The following is a 24,530-nucleotide window of genomic DNA, read 5'->3' as shown; positions in this document are numbered from 1 at the left end:
GGTAAGAAAAATATGAAACAATACTTTTATTTATTTAATTATCCACCAGAAGAATATGATTTATGTGCATTAGAATTTAAATATCTTTTTCATGAAGAATATCAACAATGTTTTATTACAAATAAAGATATTGATGTCAATATAAGTGTTTTTATGAAAGGTAAAATAGATATTTGGGCGATAAGTTCCAATTTTGATGACTTAAAAGAGAAGGTTAAACTACAAAAACATAATTATCAAGATTTTAAAGTTATTTATTTAAAAAATCCAATTAGTCATCCAGATTATCAAGAAACACTTGATAAATGTAAAGATATTTCATGGTTTATAGCGGGCAGTGTGAATATGTCCAAACCAAAACATACAATTGCTCTTACAAAAGTGAATGACTTATGGATTATTGGGTATTATCATCATGGTGTTCCATCATGGAAAAAATATGATGATAAACCAAATACTTTTTCAAATTCTTTAGATATTAGACTTGCAAGAACATTGATTAATATTGCTGGAGAAAATGATCAAACAAAAACAATGATAGATCCATGTTGTGGAATGGGTACAGTTGTTTTAGAAGGGTTAGCTTTAGGATATTCTATCAAAGGATTTGATATTTCAAGGGATATTTCATGGAAAGCAAGATGTAATCTTAATCACTTTGGTTTTGATGGTATGTTGATTACAAAAGATGATATTAATAAGCATCAAGGACATTACGATATTGCTATTATTGATATTCCTTATAATCTTTATACACCGATTACTTATAAAGAACAGTGTGATATTATTAATAGTGCTAGAAAATTATGTAATAAACTTGTTTTAGTAAGTTATGAACAAATGGATCAAGAAATCAAACAAGCAGGTTTTGAAATAAGAAATCGTATCTTAAGGAAGAAAACAGAATTTGTTAAATTTGGACGTTATATTTATGTGTGTTATTAAAAAATCATTGGATTATCATTTTCCAATGATTTTTTTAATCGTTTTTAAATCTTCGTTTTCTAACAAGGCATCAAATGTTTGATCATATTGTAATAGTGTTAAGTTTTCTAATAATTCATTATTTTCATCAGGAAAGAGCTTATTGAATAATTTTAATGTCTTTTCTTTAGCTTTCAAAAGTTCTCCTTCTTTTAAGCCTTCTTCTTTACCTTCTTGACGTATTCTTACTTTCTCTTGATGATGTTGTATCTTGACAAGCTGTCTTTTACTGGCTGCTAATACAAGTTCTTCATCTTCATTGAACTGATCCATCTTTTCTTTCATCATGATAACCACCTCACTGTTTAATGATATTATATCATCTGTTATCCCATGATATAAAGTATAAATAGCTAGTTCTAACGCATTTAAATTCTTAAGCCCTTTTTCTCTTACAACAGCATCAATAAATGGAAGATAGACATTATGATGAGTCAGCAGATTATACTTTCTGACATGGTTTAGTTGATTACGTGGCATGTAGGTATCAATCAAGAGAAGATTGTCTCTATCGATATCATTGACAAAAAGAATGGTATAGACTTCATGGACATTTTCACTGTATAAGATATCTCCTCGATTGACTTGATGATCCATCATTCTTGCTCCATAGATTTGAAAACGATAATGGACTTCTTTAGTAAGAGAACTGTTTTGCATTTCAATATCAATTAATTTTTCTTCATCAGTTTTCACTCTGACATCCAAGACCATATCCTTATCACTTAGATGTTCAGGATTGACTTCACTGTTTAAGACAAAGAGTTCCTGACATTGAATGCCTGTAATGCCTTCAATAATGAGCTTAAGTAAATAATAACAGCGAGAATCATTGAGATCACTCAACATGAATTTAAAGACAAGATCATTTTTAAAATCAGTAATTCTATTTCTTGGTTTGATTTTTGTTTCCATGTTTTCTCTCTCCATTATTTATATAGACAACAAAAATCATTTTTTCTTTAAAAAAACTTAATTAACCATCTGACACATCTTTTGATTTAACTCCGTTATTCTCACTTTAAACCGAGGAGTATAATCTATCACTTCTTTAAAATATTATATACTTTTCTTAAAGAGGTGGATACTATGGCTAAAAATCAAAAACCAAAAAAGGATTCTTTAATTACTTTAACTAGAAAATATGCAAATAATCATGATGAATGTGTAAAATTCTTTTTTAAAATGAAATGGCCTGTTGGCTTTTACTGTGAAAAATGTGGATGTACACATTACTATTCCATTAAAAGAGGTGATGTCTTTCAATGTAAAGAATGTGGTCATCAACATTACTTACTTTCTAATACTATATTTCAAGATAATAAGCTAGATCTTTATAAATTGATTTTAGGAATGTATCTCTTTTTTACGGCAAATAAAGGTTTGTCTGCGATTGAATTAGCTAATGAATTAGAAATAAATTATAAAACAGCGCTATTACTTTGTAGAAAATGTAGGATTCTTATGTCCCAAAGTAACAGTGAAAAAATTCTGGACAGCTTTTTTTATGAAGCAGACGTTGCTTATATAGGCTCAAAAAGTAAAGAAGAACACAAACAAGGAGTTGCTACTGAACAGCAACCCTTTTTAGTAATGTTATCAACAGATAAAGAAAATAAATATCCAAAATTTTTAAAATTAATGCCAGTAGCTGTAGATAGTACAAATAATATTGTTAGATTCATCTCAAAAAAAGCAATACTTTCAAAAGAAAGAATACTAAACACTGATGGAAAAACAACTTTTTTAGGATTAACTGATAAAATAACATTAAAATCAGAAAAAATACTCTATGATGAAGAAAATCATAGATTGTATTGGCTTAATGTATTAATTGGTGATATAAAGAATAATATTACTGGTATATATCATGGAGTAACTAAACGTGACTTACCTTTGTTTTTGAATGAACAAGAATGGCGTTTCAACCATAGATATACTGGAAAGAACTTCATGAACAAAATACAGAAATATGTTTTGAAATCACATCCATGTCCTAAAAAAGCAATTATTACTGTACTCAATTTATCCGAACCATACTATGCACATGTGTCAGATGGTTAATTAAGTAAAAAAATAAAAAAAACGAAATAATTTTCTTATTTCGTTAAATGATATAAATAGCAAGAGCAATTAAAATACTTGCAAGAATGTCTGTTAAATAATGTACGCCTGTAAGCAGTCTTGTGCAAGTAATTGTAACAGCAAGTGCTGATAATAATAATCCCATATTTGGTCCTCTAGCAATAACTGTTAAAGCAATAGAAATAGCTAGACTTGTGTGAATACTTGGAAAAGAATGACCTATTCTTTCTTTATCATCAATTGGTTGAATATTATATTTTTGAACAGGACGAGGTCTATCAACTAATATTCTAAGTAAAACCGTAATTAATAGTACTGTAAATGGTTTAATAAATAATAGATAGAATCCTGTTTGTGACTCTAAAACAATTTTTAATAAGAAAAGAGAATAAAATATAGCAACCATCCAAGGACAAAATTTTGATGCAAAATACACACAAGATTTTATAAAAGGATGTTTATACATAAATTTATTGATACCTTCATAAAAAAACTTCATAATAACCCTCCAAAGTTTTGCTATATCTATTATACTATAAAAGATAAAAGATAGCATTAATAATTGAATTACGTTATAATGGAACATAATAAGAGGTGTGAAAGATGAATAGAAAATTAATGCCCTTTATGTTACTTCTTATCGAAGTTGTCATGTATTACTTTATATGTTTATATTTCCATATGGATATGGATTTAATCATAGGTTCAGGAATCCTTTATTTTTTATTTCTATTTATATATGGACATTATTCATTAAGTACATGTTTAATATGGGATGAAATCAAAGCGTTAGTCAAATCAAGTTTTTGTTTTTATATAGCTTTACTTGTTTTAGTACCAAAATCAACAGGTTATGAAAGAAGAATGCATTTAACGATTATGGTAGCGTCAATGTTTATCATTTGTTTACTTGCTGATCGTTATATTAGAATAGCTTTTAGAGAACAATTTGCTAGAAAAACATTAGTTATTGGAACAGGGTATGAAGCAGCAAGACTTGGTAAAATATCAAATAATAACCGATTTGCCTTAACTAAAGTAGAAGGTTATGTGGATGCAAATTGGACAAATCAATTATTTGATTTTAAACAGGAAAATGTTATTAAAAATAGTTTTATTTATAGTTATGAGGAATTAGATGAAGCTATTAAGACATTAAAAATCGAACAAATTATTGTAGCTTTACCAGAGGCAAGTGAAGAAGTGATTGATAAAGTGATGTCAGATATATATGGAAAAGTAGAAACTGTTAAATATTTACCAGATGTTAATGGAACAATGACTTTTTCTTCTGAAGTTCAGGATTTTGATGGGCAATTACTAATTGCAACTGCAAATAATGAAATGTCTGCTCTTGCTAATACAATGAAAAGATTTATTGATATTTGTGCAGGAATTGTTGGATGTTTAACGTTAATTCCTTTGATTGCTTTTGTAAAATATAAATATGTCAAAAGTGGGGATCATGATAGTATTATTTTTAGTCAAGATAGAATAGGTAAAAATGGGAAATTGATTAAAATTTATAAGTTTAGATCAATGGTACCTGATGCAGAAAGAATTTTAGATGAATTGATGGAAAAAGATCCTAAAATCAAAGAAGAATATCTTACAAATAAAAAACTAGTCAATGATCCAAGAATTACACCAGTAGGAAAGTTTTTAAGAAAAACATCTTTAGATGAATGGCCTCAATTTGTCAATGTTCTTTTAGGAGAAATGTCACTTATTGGCCCTAGACCTTATTTGCCTAGGGAAAAAGAAGATATGGGTCAGTATTATAATTCCATTATTAAATGTAAACCAGGAGTTACAGGAATGTGGCAAGCAAATGGTAGAAGTGATGTTGAATTTAATTATCGTTGTAAATTAGATGATTATTATTATCATAATTGGTCTATTTGGTTAGATTTTACGATTATTTATAAAACAATTAAAAGTGTTGTTTATGGTAAGGGATCGTTATGATTCCTTTTTTTGTTTAAATAACAAAAAAAGGAAAATACTTAAAAAAATAATGTAATGAAACCTATTATGATTGATTTAATAATATATGATGATAAAGTATAAATAGGTAATATATATGTTAATAAAAAGTAGGGAATCTAAATGATACAAGCAAAAGTAACAAAAAATTTAACAGGGATTATAATACAAGGAGATTATGATGATTTTAATGATTTAGTTAATGCTATTTATCGAATGACAGGAGTAGATAGTAATGAAGCTGGGTTGTATGATGAAGTAAAAATGAGATTGTTAGGTTTGTGTTATGATATTCGCCATGCGTATATGGGTGATAGGGAAGTTGTTTTAAAAGATAATGTTTTAAATGAAGATTTGAAAGAAGAAATGGGAATTAAAAATTGTGAACAAAATATTTATTATAGTGTGAATGTTTTATATCCAGAAGCTCTTTTTCTTGCGTTAGCTGTTCCAAATATGTTTATATGTTGTAACTATTATTATGGTAAAAGAGATGAATGTGATCAAGAATTTAAAATGTTTAGTTCGAATTCGGATTATTTAAAAGATAAAGCTCTTTTAATGTTATTATCAGCAGTTATTTTCCAATCACTTGAAGAAGTGATTGGAAGTGATGAGTTTAATAAAGTATATAAATTAATAGAAAAATCACGAGAGTATTATATACATTATGTGACTCAATATGTTGATTATTGTAATTTGGAATTTCTTAAAACTGATATCAATAAAAGAAAAGATAAATTAATTGATATTACTAAAAAATTCATTAAACCATCAAAAGAATATCAAAGAATGGAGAAAAGAATTAAAGAGTATTCCCAAAAGCATCAAATTCCAATTTATGCTGTAGAAGATGATAATTTAGAATATCCAAATGAAATAGAGTGGTAAAAATATTAAAATAACCAAGAATAAATCAAAATTAAACGAATATAATATTAATGATCCTAAGTTACCCGTTGGGGCTTAGGACTTTTATATTTTTTTAATTAAATACCAATTTTCTGAAAGCCCCATTTGTTCATATACTTTTTCTAAAGTTATTACGTTTAATTTTTTTGATAAGCTTGAAAGGCGACCACTTATTTTATTAAACATTGTATTAAATTCTTTAGATGGTAGTAAAATTTTTGAAACAATGATTATAGAAAAAATATCATTTTTTCCTTTTATATATTGATTTTTAGTATTTTTTTGTATAGTTAATAAACTATGATAATTTGTATCAGAAATTTGTTTTTTACATTTTGTATTATATAACCTATCATCGTGAGCACAAATATTTCTAAAAAAAGCCAATACTTCTATATATGATATTAAATCAGTTTCTTGTATACCCCAATGTTGAGAGACTTCTATTCTTTCTTTTTGTTTCATAAGATTATAAAATGTGGATAATCTAGAAAAAGAAATTGCATTAACTAGTACCCATAGAGGAACGTATCCTTCTTTTACAACGTAATGATTTATATAATCTTTCTTTATTGTATATCTTGCTAAATCCATTTGCATATTTGATATTAGTTCGTTAATATGTTTTGCTCTTTCATTTATTTTTTTCTTTGATGCGGATTTATAATCAATAAAATCAAAATTTGAATATCGTAAGTGGTTTTCTACACCATGATATTTTGAAAAAACATGTGAAACAAGAGTTCTTAAAGTGTTTTCAATTTGTAGTGTGTATTTGAATATTATAGCACGTAATTCCCTATCAAATTCATACAATGAATAAATTTCATTGAATGTAGTTCCTTTAATAAATTTCTCGTTTTTATTTTCATCTGTATAACAAAATAAATCTTTATAACCATTGATTACATTATAATAATTATGAATTTCTAATATTTCTTTTGCTTGGTCAATATCGTTAATAATCAAACCTCGTTCTTGTAGAATATTTATTTGGTCATCGAATGTTTTATAATTATGCATATTGTAGAACTCCTTTATAAAATAAAAAGTCTCGAGCCCCAACGGGTAACTCGAGATCTAACGTACTTATATAGTATACCAATTGAGAATTTTTGTAAATAAATTTTTAAGATTTAAATGATAAATTTTCTTCCTATAGTTTATCATATTTTTTAGTTCTATATTATGATAATTATAATAATTATTTATAAACTGTGATGCGAAATTTGTATGTAATAGTTTATTGGAACAATTAGATAAAAGTTATGAAGTTGATATTCTATACCTTTTTATAAATGTTTTTAAGTTGATGTTATTTAATAAACTTAGCAGAAATGTATGTAGAAAGATAATATATTGTACCTTTGGGTTGCTAAATATGTAGTTAGGTGTTGAAAGATAAAATGTGCATAAAGATAATGATACATTTTTTTTATTGGAGGGACTATGATGAAGGAAAATAAAAAAATGAAAAAAGTTGCAATAGCAACAGTAACAACATTAGTATCATTATCATCTATTGTTATGGTTAATGCTTTAGATGCTGATAATGATATTGCACAACAATCTATTTAAGAAGAAAGTGTACAAGGAGTAGCAGAGCAAGATACCAAACAAGGGTGGTCTATTGAAGATGGAAAGAAGTATTACTATAATGAGTGGGGTCTTCGAGTAGGCAGATTAGTTACCATTGATGGTATTACTTATTATTTTGGAGGACAAGGATGTAGTCTATCTGAGTTTGAAGGTGATTACACAATGAATGGTCATAGTGATCATAAATTGTTTACTTATAATAATAAAGGAATAGTAGAAGAAAGTATTGAAATAGTACCTAATGAAATTATTGAATTTAAAGGAAATAGATACTGTTTTGATTCATACTATAAACCATATAATGGTGTTAGAGAAGTCAATGGGAAAAAGTATTATTTTGTAAATATTGATGCTTGGACATATAAAGGTGTTCATACAATTGATGGTGAAAGATATTATTTCAATGAAAATGGGCAATTAGCAGTAAATAGGGAAGATAAAGAATATATTTCTATTTCTTTTGTTGATGGATATGGAATTGATAGATACTTAGTATCTTATGATAAAGATGGTAAAGTAAAAGAAACTAAATTAATTAAACCAAATCAATGGATTGAATTTGCTGGTGGAAAATATTATTTTAATAAGAATTATGATGCATATAATGGTTGGCAAGAAATAGATGGTAAAATGTATTTCTTTGATGAAAATAGTAAAGTTCATACTGGATGGTTAGAAGTAGATGGTAAAAAATACTATTTAAATCAAGATGGTGTAATGGTAACTGGAACACAAGAAATAGATGGGAAGCAATATACATTTAATGAAAAAGGTGAAATGTATGATGCAAATAAATCAGCTGATAATAAAAATACAACTGAACAAATAAAAACAGAAACTGTATTTAAATCTACTAATAAAAAAGATAAAAGTTCTAAAGTAAAAACTGGGGATGAAACAGTTGTTGGTATGTGGTCGATATTAATGTTTATTAGTGGATTGTTTGGAATTAGAGGTTTCAAAAGAAAAAAAGAAATTTAAGGTATCATATATTTGTAAATAGAAACTGGATGGTGTGAAATTAGAAAATATAGTGGAATGGTAGCTGATGAATCATTCCACTATTTGTGTTAAAAGTTTCTAAAAAAATAGACTTGAATCATAACCTTTAGTACAATAATTATATGAATACAGAGGAGGGATGACTGTGTTTAAGAAAATTTTAAAAATTATAATTGTAATGGCATTAACATTTTCGATGTCAATACCACTAATAAATGTATATGCATTTGAGGAAAATTATGAAAGAAATGTAATGCCTACAAGAAAATATGAAAATTTTGATGAGAATGTTAATGAAAATTCAAATAATTCATTAGCTAGATCATCACAAATGCCTGTGACATATAGTTCTGTAGATAAAGGATATGTTACAAGCGTTAAAAATCAAAATCCTTATGGAAATTGTTGGGCATATGCTGCATGTAGTGTAGCAGAATCTTATTTAATTAAACATGGAATAGCTGATAAAAATATTGATTTATCTGAAGCACATTTGAATTATTATATGTATCATAATCAGGGTGATAATTATGAAAATACTGATAATGATCAAACAAATGTCGTAGGGCAATATTCTTTTATGAATGTTGGTGCTGATCCTAAAATGTTACAACTAGCAATGAGTAATTTTGGACTAGCAAGTGAATCGAATTACCCAATTTCTAACATTGAAGAAATGCAAGGATCAAAAGCAAATCAAAATAATACGCAATATGTTATGACAAATAGTAATTTATTATGTCAACAAGCAAAAGGAAACGAAGAATTGATAAAACAAGCAATTTTAGATAATGGAAGTGTCTTAGCTTGTTACTATGATGCAGCAGGTGTTATTAAAGGAGAAAGCTATTATAATTCACAAGAGATTAATAGTTTTAATCATGCGATAAGTATAGTTGGTTGGGACGATGATTATGATGCAAATAATTTTAGAACAGTTCCTTCTAGAAATGGTGCATGGTTAATTAAGAATAGTTGGGGAACTGGTTTTGGGAATGAAGGGTATTTTTGGATATCTTATGATGAATATTCATTAGGAGCTGTTTATTCGTATGAATTTGAACCTAAAAATAATCAAGAAACATATCAATATGATGGAACAACTAATGCATTTAATTATTTTATTTCAGACAAAACAGATACATATGCTAATGAGTTTTTAGTTAAAGGGACAAATGAGGTACTTAATGCTGTTACGATTGGTAATAATACACCCAATGTTCCATATAAATTAGAAATTTATACAAATTTAACAGATACAAATAATCCAACATCAGGAAATTGTATTTTAACTAAAAATGGAATATTAGAAAATAGAGGAATTAATTATATTAAATTAGATTCTAGTATATCACTTCAAAATAGTACATATTATTCAATAGTATTCACATTAATAGGAACAAATCAAAATAACGCATCAATTATGCTAGATACGACAAAAAAAGCAAGTGATATTGAGTTTATTGCTGATCATTCTAATGAACATTGTTTTGCAAAACAGTATAATAACTGGCTTCAATTGACGGATTATACATGTCGTATAAAAGGAATTACCAAACAAAATGTTTTAAAACCAATAGAATCCATCACATTAAATAAAACGACACTGTCGTTAGTAAAAGGAAATACTGAAACATTACAAGCGACGATCAATCCAAGCGATACAACAGATGATAAGACACTAGCATGGAAAAGTGAAGATGAAAGCATTGCAAAAGTAGATGGAAATGGAAAAGTAACAGGAGTAGGAACAGGAACTACAAATATTACAGTAACTACAAGCAATGGAAAGAGTGCCACATGTAAGGTAACAGTGGTCAAACAAACACCAAGTGTAAACTACAGTACACATGTCCAAGACATTGGATGGCAAGGATATGTCAAAGATGGAAGTACTGCAGGAACAACAGGACAGTCAAAAAGACTAGAAGCAATAAGAATCAAACTGACAGATGAATTAGCAGAAAACTATGATATCTACTATAGGGTGCATGCACAAGAATTTGGCTGGCTAGGCTGGGCAAAGAATGGAGAGAGTGCAGGGACAGCAGGATATTCATACAGGCTGGAAGCAATAGAAGTCAAACTTGTAGAAAAAGGTGGAAAAGCACCAGGAAGTACACAGGATGCATACAGACAAAGATATGTAAGCTATCAGACACATGTTCAAGATATTGGATGGCAAGGAATAAAATATGATGGAGACGTAGCAGGAACAAGCGGACAAAGTAAAAGACTAGAAGCCATCAATATCAGTTTAAGCAATCCATTATACAGTGGATCAATCGAATATCAAACACATGTCCAAGACATTGGATGGCAAGGATGGAAAGCCAATGGACAAATGGCAGGAACAAGTGGACAAAGTAAAAGACTAGAAGCGATAAGAATCAAGCTAACAGGAGAGATGGCAAAACAATATGACATCTACTATAGAGTACATTCACAAGAATTTGGCTGGCTAGGCTGGGCAAAGAATGGAGAGAGTGCAGGAACGGAAGGATATTCATATAGACTTGAAGCAATCCAAATCCAACTTGTAAAAAAAGGAAGCAGTGCACCGGGAAGTACAAGTAATAAATTTCATAGATATAATTCTTGGGTTTCTCAATTGAATGTTGCTAAAGATACTTCACAATTAATACTTGTATCTGCTAATGGTTCTAATTATGCAACTGTTTCTATGCATACAAAGGGATCTGATGGATACTGGGCTGATAATTATTCGGTAACAGGAAGAGTTGGAAAAAATGGTATTGGAAAAACTTCTGAAGGAGATAAAAAAACTCCAACGGGTGTTTATACATTTGGACAAGCATTTGGAGTGGCTGATAATCCGGGATCATCTAGAGGTTATTTAAAGGTAAACAATAATCACTATTGGGTAGATGATAGTAGCAGTATTTACTATAATAAATTAGTTGATATTTCTCAAACAGGAAAAAGATGGAATTCTGCTGAACATCTTGCTAAATATCCTAAAGCATATAAATATGCTATAGCTGTTAATTACAATACAGAATGTATACCGGGGAAAGGATCTGCAATTTTTCTACATTGTGATACAGGAAATGCTACTGCTGGATGTATTTCGATTCCTGAATCAACAATGATTTATACATTACAAAATTTACATAGTGATACTAAAATTGTTATTGATTATAGTGGAAATTTATCTAGATATTAGTATAAATGGTAGATTAATTACAAACGTCAATTTTATATGTGAGAATTAAATTAGATAAAATGTTTAAAAAATAATTTGGCAAAGTTTAATAAAAAACGAGATAGTGAGGAGAAAATATAATGAATTCAAGAATAAAAATAGCATACATTATTTTATGCCATAAAAATGCTAATCAAATAAATAAATTGATAAAAAAATTGAATTTGGAAAATTGTGATTTTTTTCTTCATATTGATAAGAAAAGTTCAATAGAAGAAGATATTATTAAAAATAATCATATTTTTATTTTACCTAATGATAAAAGAGTTGATGTCAAGTGGGGAGATATTTCTATGATTGAGGCTACTGTTAGTTTGATGGAAAGTGTATTTGCTTCAAAAACAAAATATGATTATATATGGTTAATAAGTGGGCAAGATTTTCCGCTTAAAAGTTCTCAAGAAATTAATGATTTTTTAGAAAAAAATAAAGGGAAAAATTTTATAGAAATAAATAGATTCAAAGAGGAAAACACTATAAAAAAAAGATATGAATTGTATTTTCCAAATTGGATGAGAAGTAAAAATTTCTTTATAAAATGTTTAAAGATGGGATATATAAATATTGCATTACATTTAGGAAATTTACTTGATAGAAAAAATATACTTAACGTTGATTTCTATTATGGAAGTCAATGGTGGACATTGACCTATGAATGTGCTAAAGAAATATACGATATATTATTAAAAGGTGAATATATAGATTATTACAAAGGATCATTAGTTCCAGATGAATCTATATTCCAAACAATTTATATGAATAGTAGATTTAAAGATGAATATTATGATAAGTTAACATATGTTAATTGGGAAGGACAAACTAATCATCCTAAAACTTTTACTATAGAGGATAATGATGAATTAAAAAATGTTAATTATTTAATGGCAAGAAAGTTTGATGAGGATTTTGATAATAAAATTATAAATAAATTATATAAAGAGTTATAGTTTAGACAATTTAATTACTATTAATCTACAATTTATAATTGTTATTTTTCTTTTAGAAATATATAATGTAGTTGTTTTTGGGAGGAACAAAATGAAAAAAATATTTAGTTTTTTAATTTGTTTATCAATGTTTTTGCCAACATCGGTATTTTCATTAGATGAACAAAATGAAGATTTATCACAGTATAGTTATAGTGTAAGTGATGATGAAAATTTTCAAGATGGTGTTATGTCAAATCCAGATGGATATGAAGGAACAGGATATGTAACTGAAAATAATTCACAAAGTCAAATATCTCAATCTATGACTAGAGGGTCTGGTTATAATTTAACATGGGGCTATGAAAATGGTAAGAAAGCCATGTATGATGGAGATGGTGTTAGATTTGGATATGGTGAATGTAAAAAATAATTGATGTTTCATCATATAATGGTGGTATTAATTGGTCTGCGGTTAGATCAGGTGGAGTAGATGGCGCTATTTTAAGAATTACCTCATTTGCAGGTGGAAATATGCATGAAGATGCTCAATTTGCTAATAACCTACAAGGTTGTAGAAATGTGGGTATGCCTTTGGGTATTTATATGTATAGTTATGCTACTGATACATCTAAAGCAGCTAATGAAGCTAATTACGTTGTTGGATTATTAAGAAAATATGGAGTACGTCCATCAGAATTACAATATCCAGTGTATTATGATATGGAATCTAATAATTCGGTAGCAGGATTAAGTGTTGATCAAAATGCAGCGAATGCAGAAACGTTTATTAGTATTTTAAATGCAAATGGTTATACAGCTAATGTATATAGTTATACAAGTTATTTGAATTCAAATTTAAATAACCCTAGAATTCATAAATATGTTTCTTGGGTTGCACAATATGGAAAAAAATTAAGATTTGTTAACAATTATTATAAAGGTAATTATGGATGGCAATATCAATCTAATGGTTATGTTTCAGGTGTAAATGGTGAAGTAGATGTAAGTTGTTTTTCTAATTTTTATGGGTATGACTCATCAAATCATATAAATCAACCACTAGGTAGAGATAGCAGCACACCATACCTTGAATATAGAGCTAATAATGCAGGTGTAGAATGGTTACCATATTTTGTTGAACCAAATACAGCAGGAACAACAGGAAGAAGTTTACCATTATATCAATTAAAATTTAAATTAAATAATATGCCTAATTCATCACATTTATCTGGAGTTATTAAAAATTCTTCACAAACATTAACTTATGATAATATTGAAAGTGATGATACTATTGGAACAAATGGTTCTGCTATGAGACAAGTTATGTTTAATTTAGAAAATGTACCGGGTTATCATTTAGAATATCAAGTACACAGTTCTAATATAGGATGGCAAAATTGGGTAAAACAAGGAAATTATGCTGGTGATGGAAATAACGAAATTCAAGCGATTGATTTTAGATTAGTAGCTGATGATACAGTTAAAGTAGAATATCCTCAAATTTATTATAGAGGTCATATTGCTGATAAAGGATGGTTATCATATGTTCCTGATTCGCAAATTGCTGGTACTGTAGGACAAGGAATCTTTTTACAAGCACTTCAATTTGGTATGGATGGAGAAGATAATTATAATTTAAGTGGAAAAGTATATGTAGATGGTATTGGATGGAAAGAATATACAAATATTAAATCTGATACAGTATTAGGAACAACTGGACAAAACAAAGCAATCAAAGCAGTTAATTTTAAATTTAGTGATTTTTTAGGATATAAATTGCAATATCGTGTTCATCTATCAAATAAAGGATGGCAAAATTGGGTAGATGAAGGAACTGATGCAGGAGATAAAACGAATAATATAGAAGCTATTAAATTTAGATTAGTTACTGATAGTGGAATCATTAATAAAATCACATTAAATAAAGAAGAAGTAACTTTAGAAAAAGGAAGCAAAGATTCTTTAAGTGTAAGTTTTAGACCAACTAATACAACAATGGATAAAACAATTCATTGGTCATGAAGTAATGATAAAATAGTAACAGTTGATCAAAATGGAAATATTCATGCAGTAGGAGCAGGAAATGCTACAATTACTGCTGAAACAGTTAATGGAGTTAAAGCAACATGTGATGTCAAATCAATCATTTCTATTAGTTCTATTGAATTGGAAAAAACAAATGAAACAATTGAAAAAGGAAAGATAGTTCAATTAAATGCATCAATCAATCCAAACGATACAACTGAAGATAAAACTTTAGAATGGACAAGTAGTAATACAAATGTAGCAACAGTAGATGAAAATGGAAAAGTAAAAGCAGTAGGTGGCGGAGATACAACAATTACTGTCAAATCAAAAAATGGAAAAGAAGCAAAATGTCAAATACATGTCTTAAGTCATATTGATTCAGTCACATTAAATAAAAAAGAGTTAAAAGTAGAAAAGACAAATAGTGAAACATTACAAGCGACGATCAATCCAAGCGATGCAACAGATGATAAGACACTAACATGGAAAAGTGAAGATGAAAACATTGCAAAAGTAGATGGAAATGGAAAAGTAACAGGAGTAGGAACAGGAACTACAAATATTACAGTAACTACAAGCAATGGAAAGAGTGCCACATGTAAGGTAACAGTGGTCAAACAAACACCAAGTGTAAACTACAGTACACATGTCCAAGACATTGGATGGCAAGGATATGTCAAAGATGGAAGTACTGCAGGAACAACAGGACAGTCAAAAAGACTAGAAGCAATAAGAATCAAACTTTCCAATAATACATCCTATAATGGAACAATCCAATATCAGACACATATTCAAGACATTGGATGGCAAGGATGGAAAACAAATGATGAAATGTCAGGAACAAGTGGACAAAGTAAAAGACTAGAAGCAATAAGAATCAAACTGACAGATGAATTAGCAGAAAACTATGATATCTACTATAGGGTGCATGCACAAGAATTTGGCTGGCTAGGCTGGGCAAAGAATGGAGAGAGTGCAGGGACAGCAGGATATTCATACAGGCTGGAAGCAATAGAAGTCAAACTTGTAGAAAAAGGTGGAAAAGCACCAGGAAGTACACAGGATGCATACAGACAAAGATATGTAAGCTATCAGACACATGTTCAAGATATTGGATGGCAAGGAATAAAATATGATGGAGACGTAGCAGGAACAAGCGGACAAAGTAAAAGACTAGAAGCCATCAATATCAGTTTAAGCAATCCATTATACAGTGGATCAATCGAATATCAAACACATGTCCAAGACATTGGATGGCAAGGATGGAAAGCCAATGGACAAATGGCAGGAACAAGTGGACAAAGTAAAAGACTAGAAGCGATAAGAATCAAGCTAACAGGAGAGATGGCAAAACAATATGACATCTACTATAGAGTACATTCACAAGAATTTGGCTGGCTAGGCTGGGCAAAGAATGGAGAGAGTGCAGGAACGGAAGGATATTCATATAGACTTGAAGCAATCCAAATCCAACTTGTAAAAAAAGGAAGCAGTGCACCAGGAAGTACAAGTAATTGCTTCTATAAAAGATAAATAACCAAAAGGTAAATAATAGGCAACAGTACTAAACAACAGTTTTAGATACTGAACGACCAAATATTTACCTTTTTTATTTTATAAAAGAGATGACTACATAAAACTAATTATTAACTTTCATGACAGTTCCTTTAAAAAAATGAATGATAATATGTGAAAATATATTTTATGATTTAAATTTTTTTTTTTTACTGATATAATAAATGATAGGTTTTAGGGGAAGGAAGTGAAAAAACTTATGAATAGAAAAATTACATCGATTTTAATGTCTTTTTCATTGATTTTTAGTATCGTACCTTTTTATAATGTTTCGGCAATAGTAGATGACAGCAAGAATTTGGATGATTATACTGTTGCTAAACAAGAAGTACCAAGTGATTATGAAATTACTACTGTTGATGAAAATGGGAATGTAATCTCCTTAGAAACTGTGGAACAAAATATGCCAGATATTTCAGATGATTTGGATGAAAAAGATTTATTTGTACAACCTGAGGAACAATCTAGAGCAAGAGCATCTAATTCTAGTGTTTCAGTTGTTAACTTTAGGACAAAATCAAGTAGCAAAGAAAATACAGAGTATAAGGAAGATGGTACTAATCGTGATGGTTATACTAATGGATACTATGCAGCAGATGCAGCTTTTTTAGGTTATGATAATGAGGTGTCACCTACAAAAGTAAAATTTATGCAATCAGGTGTTATTGGTTGGGTAAATCTTAATGAGGTTGAGGTTTTAGATTATACTAGTTCTTCTGTTCAAACATTAAGTAAATATTATGTAAAAAATGGAAGACTTTATCATGGAATTAGTACAAAATTGTCAAATACGGCATATAGCAGTAATTTAGATTGTGGAGTTAAGCCATCTTATTTAAAGGATAATACAGATTATTATAGTTATGATGGCCATTATTTTTATGAGGGAAGTACATATAGTAGTTATAAAACCATGTTAGAAGATTATAAAACTAATGTTAGAACACATTCGGTGAATAGTTCTAATCCGTATTATAATTATTACCAATATTTATCTCATAGAAGTTTAACAATATATAATGCATCACAATTGAATCAAGCTATTTCTTATTTTTCTAAAGATAATAGTAAAATGAGAAATGAAGGGAATGTATTTATTTCAAACCAAAATACATATGGAACAAATGCAATGTTGATGATAGGTGTGGCTGCTAATGAAAGTTCGTGGGGGTCAAGTAATATTGCACAAAATAAGAACAATTTATTTGGTCATCATGCTTATGATAAAGATCCAAATGGAAGTGCAAATGGCTATTCTTCAGTAGATTATAGTATTTATTATCATTCGGCAATCTTTTTATCCAAAGGGTATTTAGATCCTATTACAGATTATCGTTATTATGGTGCTTTCTTAGGAGATAAAGCAAGTGGAATAGGTGTAAAATATGCTTCTGATCCATATTGGGGAGAAAAAGCAGCAAGTATTTGTTGGAAAGTAGATAACTATTTAGGTGGTACAGATTCTAAAAAATATACAATTGGTATAAAGGATACATTAAGTAATTTACATAGTGTTGTAAATATAAAAAATTCGTCAAATGCAAATTCGACTACTTTGTATTCAACATATCCAACTAGCTCAAAAATTTCAAACAAGACACTTGCGCCATCAAATTTTGCATTTCTTATTTTAAAAGATGGTAAATCAAATGGGGATTATAAGATACAATCTGATGGTTCTATTGATTCAACACGCTCTAAAATAGTTGTTCAATCAGAATATAACTATGATTCAAATTATGCATATATTCCAACTAATTCAATAACGATTGTAAGTAATGGCAGTAATTCTTCTTCTCAATTGAATACTTCAAATGTAGAAGGACAACCAACTGGTAAAACAGATAGTGAACCAACTCTATATTACCAATCTAATTGTCAAAACGTAGGGTGGTTAAATCAAGTCAATGAACCAAATACAACGGGAACAACAGGTAGGTCTTTAAATTTGTATCAATTGAAGTTTGATTTAAAAAATGCAAATCCAACAGCCTATTTGTCTGGAAAGATTTATAATTCAAAAGGATGGAAAACCTATGATAAAATTAATAATGATACGGTTGTTGGAGATGAATCTTCACCAATACAAGTTATAAATTTTTCAGCTAATTGTTTAACGGGATATAAGTTACAATATAGAGTTCATAGTGCTGATATAGGTTGGCAATCTTGGATAGATGAAGGAAATAATGCAGGAGTTAGTGGAAAAAATATTCAAGCAATAGATTTTAGAATTGTAAAAGATAGCACAGTTACTAGATTACCAGGTATATATTATAGTCAACATTTGAGCAATATAGGATGGACTAATAATTTAACAAATGGTAATGGTTATGGAAATACATCTGAAAATTTGGAAGCCTTAAAAATAGGAGTAGATAATTTAAATAACTATAATTTAACAATTAAAACATTAGATACACAAAATAAAAATAATACATATACTAATGTTACTAATTCAACAGTTATTGGCTCTACTGGACAATCGTTAGGATTAAAGATGATTAACATGTCATTATCTAATAGTAACAATTATGAACTTAAATATAGGGCATATATTGATGGAAATTGGACAAAATGGATATCACAAGGTAATGATTGTGGATCAAAAAATACTGGAATTATAAAAGATATACAAATCAAATTAGTGTATGTTTCACATATTACATCAGTTACATTAAATAAGAGTAGTTTGTCATTGTCAAAAGGAAATACTGAAACATTACAAGCGACGATCAATCCAAGCGATGCAACAGATGATAAGACACTAACATGGAAAAGTGAAGATGAAAACATTGCAAAAGTAGATGGAAATGGAAAAGTAACAGGAGTAGGAACAGGAACTACAAATATTACAGTAACTACAAGCAATGGAAAGAGTGCCACATGTAAGGTAACAGTGGTCAAACAAACACCAAGTGTAAACTACAGTACACATGTCCAAGACATTGGATGGCAAGGATATGTCAAAGATGGAAGTACTGCAGGAACAACAGGACAGTCAAAAAGACTAGAAGCAATAAGAATCAAACTTTCCAATAATACATCCTATAATGGAACAATCCAATATCAGACACATATTCAAGACATTGGATGGCAAGGATGGAAAACAAATGATGAAATGTCAGGAACAAGTGGACAAAGTAAAAGACTAGAAGCAATAAGAATCAAACTGACAGATGAATTAGCAGAAAACTATGATATCTACTATAGGGTGCATGCACAAGAATTTGGCTGGCTAGGCTGGGCAAAGAATGGAGAGAGTGCAGGGACAGCAGGATATTCATACAGGCTGGAAGCAATAGAAGTCAAACTTGTAGAAAAAGGTGGAAAAGCACCAGGAAGTACACAGGATGCATACAGACAAAGATATGTAAGCTATCAGACACATGTTCAAGATATTGGATGGCAAGGAATAAAATATGATGGAGACGTAGCAGGAACAAGCGGACAAAGTAAAAGACTAGAAGCCATCAATATCAGTTTAAGCAATCCATTATACAGTGGATCAATCGAATATCAAACACATGTCCAAGACATTGGATGGCAAGGATGGAAAGCCAATGGACAAATGGCAGGAACAAGTGGACAAAGTAAAAGACTAGAAGCGATAAGAATCAAGCTAACAGGAGAGATGGCAAAACAATATGACATCTACTATAGAGTACATTCACAAGAATTTGGCTGGCTAGGCTGGGCAAAGAATGGAGAGAGTGCAGGAACGGAAGGATATTCATATAGACTTGAAGCAATCCAAATCCAACTTGTAAAAAAAGGAAGCAGTGCACCAGGAAGTACAAGTAATTGCTTCTATAAAAGATAAATAACCAAAAGGTAAATAATAGGCAACAGTACTAAACAACAGTTTTAGATACTGAACGACCAAATATTTACCTTTTTATATGTTAATAAATGTTGTAAACTTAAGTTAGGGAGGTGAGAATGTGAAAAAGACATTAAGCATTATAGTTTCATTGCTATTGATTTTCAGTACTATTTTAAATGTAAAAGCTTTTGAAACAAATCAGATAGAAAATTCTTCCAATGAAGTAGTAGAAGATAATACAAATGATTCTTCTATAAATGAAGATGATTTACAAGATGTAGATCAAAATGAGAATACTGAAATAGTAGATGATAATGAAAACAGTGAAATTAATACTACTGAAGGGAACGATGAAATAACTAATCAAGTTACAACAAATTCACCAGAGGAAGTAATTACACCAAAAATAATGTATAAAACACATGTACAAGATTACGGATGGAGTAATTATATAAGTGAAGGCGTTTCTGGAACTGTTGGCAAATCAAAGAGACTAGAAGCTATTAAAATGAAGTTGGATTTAGGAAGTTACGAAGGATCCATTGAATATGCAACTCATATTCAAGATATTGGATGGACCAGTTTTGTATCAGATGATCAATTAAGTGGAACAGAAGGAAAATCAAAAAGATTAGAAGCTATTAAGATTAAGCTAGTAGGAGATATAGCAAATTATTATGATGTGTATTATAGAGTACATATTCAAGATAATGGATGGCTTGATTGGGCTTGTAATGGAGCAAGCGCTGGTAGTGAAACTTATGGTAAACGATTAGAAGGTATAGAAATTAAATTAATAAAAAAAGGTGACCAAATACCTGAAAACACGCAAAATCCATTTATTTATCCTGGATATATTTATTACTCAACACACGTACAAGATTATGGATGGTTATCTAATGTTGGAGATGGAAAAACAAGTGGAACGTCAGGACAATCAAAAAGAATAGAAGCAATAAAGGTTTCATTATGTAATTTATCTTATAGTGGAAGTGTAGAATATAGTACTCATATTCAAGATATAGGATGGCAATCTTATCGAAAGAATGGTTCTATAAGTGGAACATCAGGTCAATCCCAAAGGGTAGAAGCTATAAAAATCAAACTCACTGGTGAAATAAGTAATTATTATGATGTCTATTATAGAGTACATGCACAAGATTTAGGATGGATGTCTTGGACTTGCAATGATTCTAAAGCAGGTACTGAAGGACTTGAATTAAGAGTAGAAGCAATTCAAATATGTTTAGTTGAAAAAGGTGGAAATGCGCCTGGAGATATTTCTAGACCTTTTGTTGAACAAGGAAAAGTGGAATATAGTTCACATGTACAAAATATTGGATGGCAAAATTATGTTAATAATGGTAATACAAGTGGAACTGTAGGGCAAGGGTTGAGATTAGAGGCTTTAAAAATCAGATTAGGTGATAATTCCTATGAAGGAAATATTGAATATAGTACACATGTACAAGATTATGGCTGGGTGAATTATTCTAGTAATGATTCTATTTCAGGTACAATAGGACAATCAAAAAGAATAGAAGCTATTAAAATAAGACTTACAGGAGAAATTAGTAATTATTATGATGTTTTCTATAGGGTTCAATGTCAGGATTTTGGTTGGCTAGGATGGACATGTAATGATAGAATAGCTGGTACAACTGGTGGAGGCTATAGAATTGAATCAATTCAAATAAAACTATATCCTAAAAATATTACCAATCTAGGTATTTCTCATTTATCATGCATAACGTTTGAAGATAAAAATGGATTTAAAGTATGTAAAGATGCAAATGGAACATTATATGAAGATGCTCAAGGATTGTTAGGTATGAAAAGCTCATATGTACTACGAGTAAATAAATCAACAAATGTTGTAACCGTATTAGCAGCTAATGGTACAGGCGATTATAATATTGCCTATAAAAGATTTGTTTGTTCAACAGGCAATGGGACACCATATGGAACATATTATACACCTGTAAAATACAGATGGAGATATTTAGTGGGTCCAAGCTATGGGCAATACTGCACCAGAATTGTAAATGGTATATTATTTCATTCATTACCATACGGTCAACAAAATCCATATACATTACAAACGAGTGAATTTAATAAACTTGGAACAACTTGTTCGCATGGTTGCGTTAGATTGATGTGTAGAGATGCTAAATGGATTTATGATAATTGTAGTTTAGGAACAAGAGTTGATATTATAAGTGGTAAAGATCCATTAAGTAAACCTACAGCTCCTAAAATTTCTACGAGTCAAACATGGGATCCAACAGACCCAAATATATAAAAATAATGATAAAAATCCCTGGAAGTTAAAATAGCGACAAGGGATTTTTAATATATTAAAGAGAAATACGTTTAAAAATGATATGTTGAGATATAAATGTAATTATGTTAATATAGGACAGGATGAAAGGAAAATTATGATGGAAATATCAGTAATAATGGCAACATATAAAGAAAAAATAGAACTATTAAAAGTAGCGATAGAATCTATCTTAAAGCAAACATATAATAATTTTGAATTTATTATTATTTTAGATAATCCTGAAAATATTGAACATATTAGGTGTATAGAAAATTATCAAAAAAATGATGATAGAATACGTTTTTATATTAATGAAAAAAATATGGGATTAACAAAAACATTAAATAAAGCATTATCACTTTCAAAAGGTAAATATATTTGTAGAATGGATGCAGATGATGTTTCTATGCCAGATAGAATAGAAAAACAATTACATTATTTAAATCAATATCATTATGATTTAATTGGTGGTTTATCACATATGATAGACGAAAATGGTAAAACGATTTATTCTATTAAAAAAGTACCGACTGATTTTAATAAAATCAAAAAATGTATTAAATATAATCAAGTTATTTCTCATCCTACTTGGTTTGGAAAAAAAGAAGTATTTGAGCAATTAGAAGGATACAGACAAATGCCTTTATGTGAAGATTATGATTTTACATTAAGAGCAATTCTAAAAGGATATAAGATATCTAATCTTAATGAAGTTGTTTTAAAATATAGAATGACATCTGACAGTATTTCTCGTTCTAATTTATTTGAACAATATCTATATGGATGCTATATCACAAAACAATATAGTAAAAAACAAATAGCATCTATAGAAGATGCACACAATTATGTAAAAGAACATAATAATTCAAAAAATGCCAAAAAATATTTAAAAGCGAATAAATATTTCAATGATGCTTTAAATGATATAGAAAATAAATCGTTTATTTCGTTTATAAAAAATGGCTTATTATTATTATTTGCTTCAAAATATTATCTTAATAAAATTTATAGATTTGTAATGGTAACTTTATATAGTTAATGGGGGCTTATATGAAAATTTCAGTAGCAATGTGTACCTATAATGGGGAAACATATATTTTAGAACAATTAAAAAGTATTATTAATCAAACAAAACAAGTTGATGAAATCATTATTTGTGATGATTGTTCTAGTGATCAAACTACAACTTTAGTTGAAAATGCTTTGAACAATACATCTATAAATTATAAACTTATTAAAAATGAAAAAAATATGGGCTTTAAGAAAAACTTTTATAAAGTATTAAGTTTATGTACAGGAGATATCATTTTTTTATGTGATCAAGATGACGTTTGGATGGAAAATAAAGTAGAAGCAATGTATCAAAAATTTGAAGAAAATAAAGAAGCTTTACTTGTTTTTAGTAATGGTGAAGTCACAGACAAAGATTTAAATTATAAGATAAGCTTATTTGAATCTATTTCCTTTAAAAAAGATTATATGAAAAGTAATGATGAAATTCTTAAACATATTCTTGCGGATAATTATGTTACAGGAGCTGCGGCAGCTTTAAAAAAAGAATTATTAGATTTTGCAATGCCTTTTCCTGAAAAATGGGCACATGATTATTGGTTAGGTGTTATTGCTGCAATTAATAATGGATTATATTATGTAGATGAAATGCTTTTTAAATATAGACAACATGAAAATAATACTATTGGTGTTAATAAAAAAGTGAATATGAACTTGTTGAAAAGATTATTTGCGAAAAGAGAAGATGGTAATAAAAATAGAGATAATCTATATGCTGAAATAAGATTGCCTTTGTTAGAAGCCTTGATAGATTATTGTAAAATGAAAAATGTTAATAAGGTTTATTATGGATATGTGTTAGATAATTATCATTTTTGGAAAAAAAGAGAAAATTTTGCAAATAGTAATGTAATAAAAAATTCATTTATTGTATTAAAAGATGTATTATCTAAACAACAAGAAATTCATAGAAATACATCTCATCCTGTTTTAAAAGATTTTATTAAAGGAATTGCACTTGCAAATAAGAATAAATAAAAAGGA

At 28.9% G+C, this 24,530-nt stretch carries 18 protein-coding genes; 15 read left to right on the top strand and 3 right to left on the bottom strand.

Annotated elements, in window-relative coordinates; all coding sequences use genetic code 11:
- Nucleotides 1–12: 12 nt before the first annotated feature.
- Nucleotides 13–945: a TRM11 family SAM-dependent methyltransferase gene (locus ACLVEP_RS00265; protein WP_412582109.1), complete on the top strand. Its 933-nt coding sequence runs from the start codon at nt 13–15 to the stop codon at nt 943–945.
- A 15-nt stretch (nt 946–960) separates the two neighbouring features.
- Here the strand turns inward: ACLVEP_RS00265 and ACLVEP_RS00260 are convergent, their stop codons facing one another.
- The gene (locus tag ACLVEP_RS00260) at nt 961–1,899 is read right to left on the bottom strand and encodes a PD-(D/E)XK nuclease family transposase (protein WP_412582108.1); all 939 of its coding nucleotides are present in this window, start codon (nt 1,897–1,899) and stop codon (nt 961–963) included.
- 174 nt (nt 1,900–2,073) lie between these two features.
- On the opposite strand from ACLVEP_RS00260, the gene ACLVEP_RS00255 reads away from it, so the two are divergent.
- The gene (locus tag ACLVEP_RS00255; RefSeq protein ID WP_257360652.1) at nt 2,074–3,048 is read left to right on the top strand and encodes an IS1595 family transposase; all 975 of its coding nucleotides are present in this window, start codon (nt 2,074–2,076) and stop codon (nt 3,046–3,048) included.
- 43 nt (nt 3,049–3,091) lie between these two features.
- Here ACLVEP_RS00255 and ACLVEP_RS00250 read toward each other — a convergent pair whose 3' ends face one another.
- Nucleotides 3,092–3,568: a phosphatase PAP2 family protein gene (locus tag ACLVEP_RS00250; RefSeq protein WP_412582107.1), complete on the bottom strand. Its 477-nt coding sequence runs from the start codon at nt 3,566–3,568 to the stop codon at nt 3,092–3,094.
- 104 nt (nt 3,569–3,672) lie between these two features.
- On the opposite strand from ACLVEP_RS00250, the gene ACLVEP_RS00245 reads away from it, so the two are divergent.
- Both ACLVEP_RS00245 and ACLVEP_RS00240 read left to right on the top strand, forming a co-directional pair.
- Nucleotides 3,673–5,037 (top strand): exopolysaccharide biosynthesis polyprenyl glycosylphosphotransferase, encoded by a 1,365-nt coding sequence (locus ACLVEP_RS00245; protein ID WP_412582106.1) that lies wholly within the window; start codon nt 3,673–3,675, stop codon nt 5,035–5,037.
- Nucleotides 5,038–5,178: 141 nt separating this feature from the next.
- Nucleotides 5,179–5,946: a DUF6904 family protein gene (locus ACLVEP_RS00240; protein WP_412582105.1), complete on the top strand. Its 768-nt coding sequence runs from the start codon at nt 5,179–5,181 to the stop codon at nt 5,944–5,946.
- Nucleotides 5,947–6,030: 84 nt separating this feature from the next.
- Here the strand turns inward: ACLVEP_RS00240 and ACLVEP_RS00235 are convergent, their stop codons facing one another.
- On the bottom strand, nt 6,031–6,990 hold the full coding sequence (locus ACLVEP_RS00235; RefSeq protein ID WP_412582104.1) for an Abi family protein: 960 nt from the start codon (nt 6,988–6,990) through the stop codon (nt 6,031–6,033).
- Between the two features lie 429 nt (nt 6,991–7,419).
- Between ACLVEP_RS00235 and ACLVEP_RS00230 the strand changes: the two genes are divergently transcribed.
- The 11 genes from ACLVEP_RS00230 to ACLVEP_RS00180 all read left to right on the top strand — a co-directional run bounded on the left by ACLVEP_RS00230 (nt 7,420) and on the right by ACLVEP_RS00180 (nt 24,524).
- Nucleotides 7,420–7,545, top strand: coding sequence for a hypothetical protein (locus ACLVEP_RS00230; RefSeq protein WP_412401490.1), 126 nt, complete (start codon nt 7,420–7,422; stop codon nt 7,543–7,545).
- 183 nt (nt 7,546–7,728) lie between these two features.
- Nucleotides 7,729–8,547, top strand: a complete 819-nt coding sequence (locus tag ACLVEP_RS00225; protein WP_412401488.1) for an N-acetylmuramoyl-L-alanine amidase family protein — start codon at nt 7,729–7,731, stop codon at nt 8,545–8,547.
- A gap of 166 nt (nt 8,548–8,713) precedes the next feature.
- Nucleotides 8,714–11,755, top strand: a complete 3,042-nt coding sequence (locus ACLVEP_RS00220; protein ID WP_412582103.1) for a C1 family peptidase — start codon at nt 8,714–8,716, stop codon at nt 11,753–11,755.
- A gap of 119 nt (nt 11,756–11,874) precedes the next feature.
- Nucleotides 11,875–12,741 carry a beta-1,6-N-acetylglucosaminyltransferase gene (locus tag ACLVEP_RS00215; RefSeq protein WP_412582102.1) on the top strand — a complete coding sequence of 289 codons (867 nt, stop codon included), beginning with the start codon at nt 11,875–11,877 and terminating at the stop codon, nt 12,739–12,741.
- 91 nt (nt 12,742–12,832) lie between these two features.
- Nucleotides 12,833–13,153 (top strand): hypothetical protein, encoded by a 321-nt coding sequence (locus ACLVEP_RS00210; RefSeq protein ID WP_412582101.1) that lies wholly within the window; start codon nt 12,833–12,835, stop codon nt 13,151–13,153.
- Nucleotides 13,150–14,745, top strand: coding sequence for a GH25 family lysozyme (locus ACLVEP_RS00205; protein ID WP_412582195.1), 1,596 nt, complete (start codon nt 13,150–13,152; stop codon nt 14,743–14,745). Before ACLVEP_RS00210 ends, ACLVEP_RS00205 begins: the two co-directional genes overlap by 4 nt.
- Before the next feature lie 144 nt (nt 14,746–14,889).
- On the top strand, nt 14,890–16,284 hold the full coding sequence (locus ACLVEP_RS00200) for an Ig-like domain-containing protein (RefSeq protein ID WP_412582100.1): 1,395 nt from the start codon (nt 14,890–14,892) through the stop codon (nt 16,282–16,284).
- Nucleotides 16,285–16,525: 241 nt separating this feature from the next.
- Nucleotides 16,526–20,149 carry an Ig-like domain-containing protein gene (locus ACLVEP_RS00195; protein WP_412582099.1) on the top strand — a complete coding sequence of 1,208 codons (3,624 nt, stop codon included), beginning with the start codon at nt 16,526–16,528 and terminating at the stop codon, nt 20,147–20,149.
- 121 nt (nt 20,150–20,270) lie between these two features.
- On the top strand, nt 20,271–22,454 hold the full coding sequence (locus ACLVEP_RS00190; RefSeq protein WP_412582098.1) for a L,D-transpeptidase family protein: 2,184 nt from the start codon (nt 20,271–20,273) through the stop codon (nt 22,452–22,454).
- 139 nt (nt 22,455–22,593) lie between these two features.
- Complete coding sequence (locus ACLVEP_RS00185; RefSeq protein ID WP_230312895.1) at nt 22,594–23,514, top strand: glycosyltransferase; 921 nt, start codon at nt 22,594–22,596, stop codon at nt 23,512–23,514.
- Between the two features lie 11 nt (nt 23,515–23,525).
- A complete protein-coding gene (locus tag ACLVEP_RS00180; RefSeq protein ID WP_158561922.1) occupies nt 23,526–24,524 on the top strand; it encodes a glycosyltransferase family 2 protein in 999 nt (332 codons plus the stop codon).
- The last annotated feature ends 6 nt before the right edge of the window (nt 24,525–24,530 follow it).

The sequence above is a fragment of the Faecalibacillus sp. genome (assembly GCF_047023275.1).
In the GTDB taxonomy this organism is placed as follows: Bacteria; Bacillota_I; Bacilli_A; order Erysipelotrichales; family Coprobacillaceae; genus Faecalibacillus.
The sequence above is the reverse complement of the archived record's forward strand: the minus strand, read 5'-3'. Positions and strand labels throughout refer to the sequence as shown.

What these genes read in the sequence shown, in the direction of transcription:
- ACLVEP_RS00255 (WP_257360652.1), top strand. Translation starts at nt 2,074, where the DNA reads ATGGCTAAAAATCAAAAACCAAAAAAGGATTCTTTAATTACTTTAACT.
- ACLVEP_RS00245 (WP_412582106.1), top strand. Translation starts at nt 3,673, where the DNA reads ATGAATAGAAAATTAATGCCCTTTATGTTACTTCTTATCGAAGTTGTC.
- ACLVEP_RS00240 (WP_412582105.1), top strand. Translation starts at nt 5,179, where the DNA reads ATGATACAAGCAAAAGTAACAAAAAATTTAACAGGGATTATAATACAA.
- ACLVEP_RS00210 (WP_412582101.1), top strand. Translation starts at nt 12,833, where the DNA reads ATGAAAAAAATATTTAGTTTTTTAATTTGTTTATCAATGTTTTTGCCA.
- ACLVEP_RS00180 (WP_158561922.1), top strand. Translation starts at nt 23,526, where the DNA reads ATGAAAATTTCAGTAGCAATGTGTACCTATAATGGGGAAACATATATT.
- ACLVEP_RS00265 (WP_412582109.1), top strand. Translation starts at nt 13, where the DNA reads ATGAAACAATACTTTTATTTATTTAATTATCCACCAGAAGAATATGAT.
- ACLVEP_RS00195 (WP_412582099.1), top strand. Translation starts at nt 16,526, where the DNA reads ATGAATAGAAAAATTACATCGATTTTAATGTCTTTTTCATTGATTTTT.
- ACLVEP_RS00215 (WP_412582102.1), top strand. Translation starts at nt 11,875, where the DNA reads ATGAATTCAAGAATAAAAATAGCATACATTATTTTATGCCATAAAAAT.
- ACLVEP_RS00230 (WP_412401490.1), top strand. Translation starts at nt 7,420, where the DNA reads ATGAAGGAAAATAAAAAAATGAAAAAAGTTGCAATAGCAACAGTAACA.
- ACLVEP_RS00185 (WP_230312895.1), top strand. Translation starts at nt 22,594, where the DNA reads ATGGAAATATCAGTAATAATGGCAACATATAAAGAAAAAATAGAACTA.
- ACLVEP_RS00250 (WP_412582107.1), bottom strand. Translation starts at nt 3,568, where the DNA reads ATGAAGTTTTTTTATGAAGGTATCAATAAATTTATGTATAAACATCCT.
- ACLVEP_RS00235 (WP_412582104.1), bottom strand. Translation starts at nt 6,990, where the DNA reads ATGCATAATTATAAAACATTCGATGACCAAATAAATATTCTACAAGAA.
- ACLVEP_RS00260 (WP_412582108.1), bottom strand. Translation starts at nt 1,899, where the DNA reads ATGGAAACAAAAATCAAACCAAGAAATAGAATTACTGATTTTAAAAAT.
- ACLVEP_RS00225 (WP_412401488.1), top strand. Translation starts at nt 7,729, where the DNA reads ATGAATGGTCATAGTGATCATAAATTGTTTACTTATAATAATAAAGGA.